The sequence below is a fragment of the Candidatus Binataceae bacterium genome (genome assembly GCA_036495685.1).
Lineage (GTDB): Bacteria > Desulfobacterota > Binatia > Binatales > Binataceae > JAFAHS01.
Map to the genome: position 1 here is coordinate 1 of DASXMJ010000125.1, position 8,063 is coordinate 8,063.

Sequence of the window (8,063 nt, forward strand, 5' to 3'; positions counted from 1 at the left end):
GTATCCCCCGCCCGCCTCCGCCGGCCACGGCCTTGATGACCACTGGGTTTGCGCTTGCGGAGTGAAAAAACGCCTTCGCGTCATCCAGGCTCGTGGGCCCGGCCGTGCCCGGAAGCACTGGCACGCCGCAGCGCTGGGCCAGTTTCCGCGCCTCGACCTTGTCGCCAAACAGCTCGAGCAGTTCCGGACTGGGCCCGGTGAAGATAATGCCGGCCTCGCCGCAACGGCGCGCGAAGGCGGCGTTCTCGCTCAGAAATCCGTAGCCCGGATGAATCGCCTGGCAACCTGCGTCTTTTGCAACAGCCACGATCTGGTCGCCATCAAGATAAGCCGCGGCCCCCGTTCCGGTGAGGCGCCGCGCCTCGTCGGCTCTGACCACGTGTAGCGAGTTGGCGTCGTCTTCCGAGAAGATGGCGATAGTGCGCATGCCGAGCGCGGCCGCCGCTTCCATCACGCGAATCGCAATTTCACCTCGATTGGCGACCAGCAGGGTCCTGGACTCAAGTGACTGCATAACTGCGTTGCCTGGGAACGTTTCGAAAGGTCGGATCGATTTCCCCATCCTGCTGACTCATAGCATGGATATCGCCGAGATTTCGCGGGATGGTGTGACTCGAGGGTCCACAATCGCGGGCGATCGTCGAGAAATTGACCAGCTTAGTATTCTGACAACAGCGCGATGTTCAGGAACTCGGAGAAAACCGGGAGATTTCTGACCAGAGCCTCGGCAGCAACCGCTTCCTTGAGATAGTCGGCCGCGTAGCCTTGCCGGTCTGGCGTTGGCCCACGGGAAAAAGGTTTCGGAACCCGGCTGCAGACGATCGCAGGCTGCCCTTGCGGATTGACTTCAGTTTATCATGATTATTTGAAGGAGCATTTCTGGCCGGCAGAGGGGATTCAGGAGCCCCGAAGGCACGTTCCCGTGTACATCATAAATGATATGATATCGTATGTGATATGAGGATGGTCCTGGACACGGACGTAATCGTGGCGGCCATGCGCAGTCCGACTGGGGCCTCCGCTGAAATTCTTCGCTTTATCCGACGGGACCGAGCCACACTATTGCTGAGCGTAGCGCTTGCCTTGGAATACGAAGCGGTATGCTTTCAGGCGGAGCATCGATTGGCCTCCGGCCTGTCAGAGGAGGAAGTCGATATCTTCCTAACCGCGGTGATTGCTATGGCGGAGCCAGTCGCAACGCACTTTCTCTGGAGGCCTCAGCTTCGCGACGCAGGTGACGAGATGGTACTCGAAGCGGCGGTGAACGGCCGTGCAGATGCGCTCGTCACCTTCAATGTACGGGATTTTGGGACAGCACCGGCGCGGTTCGGCATCCAACTGCTACAGCCGCGGGAAGCTATTATGAGGGTCAAATTATCATGAAAGAGACGAATACATATCCTTTACGGCTCCCTCGCTCCCTGAAGCAGGCGGTGGAGCGGTTGAGTCGTGAGGATGGAACCAGCATCAACCAGTTCGTGGCTACCGCCGTCGCCGAAAAAATCTCCGCGCTTGAAACGGCGCGGTTCTTTGCGGACCGGAAGAGGCGGGCGGATTTCAAGGCTTTCGACCGTATCATGAAGCGGCGCGGGGGGAAGCCGCCGCGGCCGGGCGATGAAATGCCAGGTTAGGGTAGTCGTCATCAGCCCGGCCTGAGATTCAGCAAGTGACGAGTCAAAGGCTCTACGCAGGTTTCGATGAGGCTCTCGCCGAAGTAAGGTCGCGTGGGTTGCTCCTGGTTCATGACAGCGCTTTTCCGAGTCTCACCCGACTGACGATCGGCCAACCGATTCGCGGCTCGTGGTGGGCGCATCCACTGAGTAATGACGTGTACATGGTTAGTCCGCGGCTCCAGCATAGTGGCGAGGTTGCGATGATCAAGCTGGTGTCCGGAAAAGAAACCTACGTGCACCGGCAGTGGTGGCCACATCTGGTTGCGATCGGAATTTCGCACGAATCGTGGCAACTCGAGGGTTTGCCCGGATCGGCGTCGGCGATACTGGCGGAAGTCGATCGGCTCGAGAGCATCAGGATGGACCTGCTTTCAAGCTCGCGGCCGCGCAAGGAGATACGCGAAGACGCACGCTCGCTGGCGCTGCGTCTGTTGGTCCACGCCGATGATGTACACACGGAATCGGGCGCGCATGCGAGACGGTTGGAGAGCTGGCCAAGCTGGGCGCGGCGCCACGAGCTGGCACTTGAATCGTTGCCGTCGGCAGACGAGGCCCGCAGGGAGCTCGAACGAATCGTAGACACCTCGAATGCCGAATGTTCGTCGCAAGGTTTCCTGCCGTGGCGAAAGAAAGACCACGCATCGTTCCCCCGTCCGCGGCGCAAAGTGAGGGCTCGTCCGAGAGCCTAGGGGCCTCAGTTCCCGCTCGGGATGCTCGGAGGCAACGAACGGTCTCAAAAAAATTACAATGTAGTTGCTGCGACGGGTTCGTCGCGCTTTTCCCTCGGACCCTGGTCTCCATCGTTCAACGCGAGGAACGCTCGTGAAAGTGCGGCATTACTTCATCAGAGAATAGCCTGAGCGAACGCATCGCCTGCTGCTGTGAAAGGCCGCCCCAGGCGATCGCCGGGGCAAAGTAATTGATCCCGCTCTGCTCGACGAGTTGTTCGATCTCGGCCCGGACCGTCGCCGGGGACCCGACGATCGCTGCGCCGCCCTTGCGGGCGACTTCCACATCGTTGGTGAAGTGAATGGTGGAGGTGAAGAAATCGCGCCAAAGTTTCTGGATATTGTCGTAGAAAATCCGCCACGCGGGACGGGCCTCTTCGAGCGCTTGCGCGTCGGTCTCGGCAACGTAGATGTGCCGCCCGGCTCCGAACCATGGATTTCGCACGTGGGCATTCAGCCGCTCGGTGTCATCCAGTTGCATTTCCCAGGTCTCTCTGAATCGCTCGACCGCGATTTTGACGGCCTTGGCGGGACCCAGAGCGACCATGTTCATCCCGCGGCGCGCGGCGAAGACCGCGCGATCCGGAGATGAGGTCCCGTACCAGAACGGCGGATTGGGAAGCTGCTTTGGATGAAGCTCCATCGGGTATCCGCGCACGTCGTAGTGGGGACCCTTGTGACTCACCCGCGCTCCGCGCAGCGCCGCTATCAGCACTTGCAGCGCCTCTTCGAAAATCTCGTGGCTCTCCATAAACGGCACGTGAAAATACGCCAGTTCGAAGGGCGAGATGCCGCGGCCGACACCAATTTCGAGGCGGCCGTTGCTCAAGTGGTCGAGCATGCAGATTTCCTCTGCAAGGCGCAGCGGATGGTAGAGCGGAAGCAGGTAGACCAGCGGCCCGAAGTGGAGTCGCTGGGTGCGTTGTGCAACCGCGGCCAGGAAGATGCCGGGCGAGGGCGCCATGCTGAGCGGGGTCGCGTGATGCTCGGCCAGATGGTAGGCGTAAAACCCCGCCGCATCAGCGAGCTCGAGCATCTTGAGCCGTCCCGCATAGGTCTCGCTGAGCGGTTCGTCCTTACGGCACTCAATATGATCGAAGATTCCGAACGTGATTTCGTGCATGGCCGGGCCCTCCGGCAAGTTCTTCGTTGGTGCGCCGTTCGTGGAATCGGAGCGAGTGCCTTCTCGCGTTCAGCCGAGCTTTTCCTCCACGATCGGCACGCGAACCTGGTTATCTCATCTTTCGAAAGCAGGCTCGCACTTCTTTCAGGTACAGCTCCGGCTGTTCGAAGGCCGCGAAGTGGCCGCCCTTGTCCAGTTCGTTGAAGTACACGAGCTTCGCGAATCGTTTTTCGGCCCAGCGCTTGGAGCTGCGGAAAATCTCCTTGGGGAAGATCGAGCATCCAACCGGCAGATTCACCGCGTCGGTGGGCACCTTGCGAAAGCTCTCCCAGTAAAGCCGCGCCGAGGATGCCGCCGCATCGGGCAGCCAGTACAGCATGACGTTGTCGAGCAGCTCATCACGCGTGAGCACGTTCTCGGGATTACCATTGCAATCGGTCCACGACCAGAATTTTTCGAGAATCCACATCGCCTGGCCGACCGGTGAGTCCGCGAGGCCATAGCCCAGGGTCTGCGGACGAGTGCTCTGCTGCTTGGAGTAGCCGGAGTCCCAATCGTTGTAATGCTGCATGCCCGCGAGCGCGGATTTTTCTCGATCCGTAAGATCGGGCGCAGAGGGGTCGGGCGCGACGATGGGCATGTTCAGATGGATGCCAATGCAATTGGCGGGATCCTGAATGCCGATGCAGGTGGTGACCAACGCGCCCCAATCTCCACCCTGCGCAGCGTAGCGTTTGTAGCGCAGGCGCGGCATGAGCTCCGACCACGCCGCCGCGATTCGCTGACAGCTCCATCCGGCCCGCGTGGGCTTGTCGGAAAACCCGTAGCCCGGAAGGGTGGGGCATACGACGTGGAACGCATCCTTGGCATCGCCGCCGAACGCGGTCGGATTGGCGAGCGGCTCGATGACCTTGTGGAACTCGACGAACGACCCTGGCCATCCGTGGGTGACTACCAGCGGGAGAGCATCGGCGTGCGGCGATCGAACGTGCAAGAAATGGATCCCAAGGCCATCAATTTCGGTTTTGAACTGGGCAAACCGGTTAAGCTGTGCTTCGCGCGCCCGCCAATCGTACTTGTCGAGCCAATAGGCGCAGACCTCTTTGGCGTAGGCGAGCGGCAGTCCCTGCGACCAGTCATCGACACATTCGCGCTCCGGCCACCGCGTGGCACGCAGGCGACGCTTTAGGTCGTCGAGCTGCTCATCGCTGGCGGAAATTTTGAAGGGGACGATTTGACTGCTCATAGCTGCTGCCCTCCGAACTGGTTGGGGGATAAGCGCGATCAGTCTCCGAACCGCTCTCGCATGTCAAGCAATCTCCCCGAGGGTTCCTGGCGCCCTCTGCCCGGATTGGAACGCGTGCCGGAAATAAACGCAGCATGGTAAAAGATAAGCAACGGAGTTGAGCAGTCGCCCGCTGCGTTTCCGGAGAGGCCAGATGACAACCAACCTGCCGAATCGCTTTGAATTTCTGTCGGATGCCTGGCTCGACGAGGCGCGCAAGTTCCTCGAGCGCGAGTGCAATAACCACAAGGAGCAGTTAGGCGGGCGGGCTTTTTCGATGAGCGAGCGCCTTACCGATGCTCCTCCCCATCTAAAATTCGACGGCGACGTCGCGTCGTGGAGCCTGCAGTATGACGGGGAAAGCATCAATGTCACGCGCGAGTTCAATACCAGCGCGGACCTGACCATCGAGGGCGACTACCAGGCCGCGTTGGCGGGCGCGCAATTCGTGGGCGTCCTTGCTCCCGGAGCATGGGAGGTGATGGTGCGCGAGGTTGCCACCATGTTTGGCAGGGATGCGATTCGGGTGAAGGGCGCGCTGAAGGACAACGCCACCAACCTTATGGGCGCGCTGCACGATCACCTGGGCCGGCGCACGGTGGAAAATCCCGACCTCGCACATCGCGCGGCGCGGCAGGGCCTCTCGGGCAAAATCCGTGAAATGGAGGAGAAAGGCTACACGGTTATCGAGCGTGCCATCTCACCGGAATTCGCCGACGAGGTGCGCCGCGCGACCCTGCGCGCATTGTTGCCGCACCAGACCTTCTCGATGAACTGGATGCTCTATCATGGACGCGAATTCGAGCAGCTCATCCAGAATCCTCTGCTGATGACGCTCATCGATGCGTCGCTCGGCCGCGGCGCCGTCATCGCGTCCTTCAGTTGCATCAAGAAGGGACCCGGTCCGGGCGTCATTCCGATGCATACGGACTACGCACACGTGCCGGAGCCATACCCGGAATTCTCGCTGACGGGTGTGGGCGTATGGGCGCTGGAAGACTGGCGCATCGAATCCGGGCCCACCTATCTGGTGCCCGGAAGCCACAGGCTGCGCCGCCCACCGCGGCCCGGCGAGTGCAACGACGGCGCGGTGCCCATCGAGATGCCGAAGGGGTCGGTGGTGTATTTCACGCAGGGCGTGTGGCATGGGCAGGGCGATCGAACCGAAGGCGGTGATCGCGTCACGCTCCACGCGCATTTCAACCGCGGAATTCTGCGCAGCCTCGAGCCCAAGAAGACCGACGTGCAGATGCTCCATCGGAATTCGCCGCGCCTGGGCGAGATGCTCGGAGAGGACGACTGGTTCGACAAAATGTCCGCGGCTGGACGAGATCACCTGCGTTTTGCCTACATGCAGCAGTTGCTCGCTTATACAGACAAGCAGAAGCGAGTGATTCTCGCCGGAGCGGGAGCGCCGAACGAGCTGCAGCGGTCCTGAGACTGGGGGTCTCTGCAATCCGGCCTGTGACTTCCTGCGACGGCTTCTCGCGCCGCAGGAAGGCGGTCGCGGTCAGGCGGGCTTTTGTTGGATGAGCTCTATCTTGTAGCCGCTCGGATCTTCGATAAATGCGATCACGGTGGTGCCGTGGGCCATGGGCCCCGCTTCGCGCACTACCTTTACCCCTTTCTTCTTCAATTCTTCGCAGGCTTGGTACGCGTCGGGAACGCCGATCGCCAGATGGCCGAATCCGCTGCCCAGTTCGTAGCTCTTGGTGTCCCAGTTGTGAGTGAGTTCGACGACGGTGTGGTCTTTCTCGTCGCCGTAGCCCACGAACGCGAGCGTGAACTTGCCGCCCGGGAAATCCTGCTTACGCAAAAGTTTCATGCCGAGCTTTTCACAATAGAAGTTGAGCGACTCTTGCAGGTCTCCGACTCGAATCATCGTGTGCAGCAATTGCATCGAATTGTTCTCTCCTCTCGACTTGCCGCGCCTCTAATCGGCGCAATTCACAAGCACCTTGCCTACAATCCTGGAATGTACTGTGCCTTGAACTGGGTGGGAACCACGCTAACCCGAGTGGTCACGAACTGCTCCCCGCCGCTCGCGTTCTTAAAACGCAGCAATCCGGCGATGAACTGTTGCGGGTCGTGGGTCGGGATCAGGCGCTCATCGCTCAAAACCGGATTGGTGATTTTGAGCGTCAGCTCTCTGGTCTCGCCGGGGGCGATCGGGGTATTCGGGTCTACTTCGAGCTGTCCGACGTAATCGTGGGGGCCCGCCTGAGCCTGGTCATCGGCGCCGCCGTTGACAAAAGTCGTCATTGCCATGATGTATTCTTTCACGGTGATTGGGTCGGGACTGATATTTTTGGCCCGGACCTTCATGATCAGCGTGTCGGTGCCGTCGTTCCATGATGCACCCTCCGGCTGGACCTCCGCGAGCTTATCATCGGGTGCCAGGGGCTTCGGCACAAACCAGGCGGTCTGCTGCGGCAGCCGCACCGGATACCGGTTAGCCGCATAGAACCATCCGACGACGAGCAGAGCCACCGCGAGTCCGGCCAGTACGTTCATCCACATTTGATCGCGCGGCGTGATAAGCCCGATGTCGGGAGCGTCTTCGTTGATCCCGATTTGCGTGGTTACCGCCAGGTTCGTGACCGTGCGATGGCCCAACGTCCAGTAGAGCATCCACGCCACCCCTAGCAGGAAGCCCGCCAGCGACCACCACCAGACGAAGCCGCCTTCGTAGCTGTCCAGGTCGATAGTCTGACCGCTCAGCAACGCGACCGGGAACACAAACTTCGATGCGGCCGGCTGCACGTCGACCCATTCACCAGGGCCGATGAGCGTGCCGGTGCCCTGGATCGCGATTCCCGGATGCACATGCCAGTGTCCCGGCTCCCGGCCCAGAATCACCATTTTGAACTGGTAGACGCCGTTGCGCTCGACGAAGAAGGAACCCGGAGCCGATTGGCCATTTACCGTACGATCCTGCAGCACGAACACCGGGCCGGGCACCACCGGAGTGATGTACGCCATCTGGGGAGGATCGAGCGTGTACGGCCAGGTGTCGAGTACGCGCACCGATCCGGTGATGGTCACCGGCTCGCCGACGCGGATCACAGTCGGTGAGATTTTCACGTCGTAAAAGGCGGTGGTCAGGTCCTTCAGAAATGGTTCGTCTCCCGCCTCCCCGTGCGCGAACACCTTGGCTGGTATGATCAAGGAAACCATCGCCAGGGCGACGATCCAGGCGGGTAGTCGCTTAAGCATCCCTCCCCCTCCGCACCGCTCTGAGCGTACTGGCGCGT

At 60.7% G+C, this 8,063-nt stretch carries 8 protein-coding genes; 3 read left to right on the plus strand and 5 right to left on the minus strand.

The annotated features are described in order from the left end of the window. The coding region (locus VGI36_12400; GenBank protein HEY2485946.1) for a biotin carboxylase N-terminal domain-containing protein at window positions 1-514 on the minus strand (514 nt) is incomplete at its 3' end. Window positions 515-963: 449 nt separating this feature from the next. Here VGI36_12400 and VGI36_12405 point away from each other — a divergent pair. Both VGI36_12405 and VGI36_12410 read left to right on the plus strand, forming a co-directional pair. Then, on the plus strand, window positions 964-1,383 hold the full coding sequence (locus VGI36_12405; GenBank protein ID HEY2485947.1) for a putative toxin-antitoxin system toxin component, PIN family: 420 nt from the start codon (window positions 964-966) through the stop codon (window positions 1,381-1,383). Between the two features lie 283 nt (window positions 1,384-1,666). Beyond that, on the plus strand, window positions 1,667-2,362 hold the full coding sequence (locus VGI36_12410; protein HEY2485948.1) for a hypothetical protein: 696 nt from the start codon (window positions 1,667-1,669) through the stop codon (window positions 2,360-2,362). A gap of 115 nt (window positions 2,363-2,477) precedes the next feature. On the opposite strand, the gene VGI36_12415 is transcribed toward VGI36_12410, so the two are convergent. Further along, on the minus strand, window positions 2,478-3,524 hold the full coding sequence (locus VGI36_12415; protein HEY2485949.1) for an LLM class flavin-dependent oxidoreductase: 1,047 nt from the start codon (window positions 3,522-3,524) through the stop codon (window positions 2,478-2,480). Window positions 3,525-3,633: 109 nt separating this feature from the next. Next, window positions 3,634-4,770, minus strand: coding sequence for an epoxide hydrolase (locus VGI36_12420; protein HEY2485950.1), 1,137 nt, complete (start codon window positions 4,768-4,770; stop codon window positions 3,634-3,636). A gap of 193 nt (window positions 4,771-4,963) precedes the next feature. On the opposite strand from VGI36_12420, the gene VGI36_12425 reads away from it, so the two are divergent. Beyond that, the gene (locus VGI36_12425) at window positions 4,964-6,247 is read left to right on the plus strand and encodes a phytanoyl-CoA dioxygenase family protein (protein ID HEY2485951.1); all 1,284 of its coding nucleotides are present in this window, start codon (window positions 4,964-4,966) and stop codon (window positions 6,245-6,247) included. 72 nt (window positions 6,248-6,319) lie between these two features. On the opposite strand, the gene gloA is transcribed toward VGI36_12425, so the two are convergent. After that, on the minus strand, window positions 6,320-6,709 hold the full coding sequence (gloA, locus tag VGI36_12430) for a lactoylglutathione lyase (GenBank protein HEY2485952.1): 390 nt from the start codon (window positions 6,707-6,709) through the stop codon (window positions 6,320-6,322). Between the two features lie 62 nt (window positions 6,710-6,771). Further along, on the minus strand, window positions 6,772-8,063 hold a 1,292-nt coding region (locus VGI36_12435; GenBank protein HEY2485953.1), incomplete at its 5' end, for a methane monooxygenase/ammonia monooxygenase subunit B.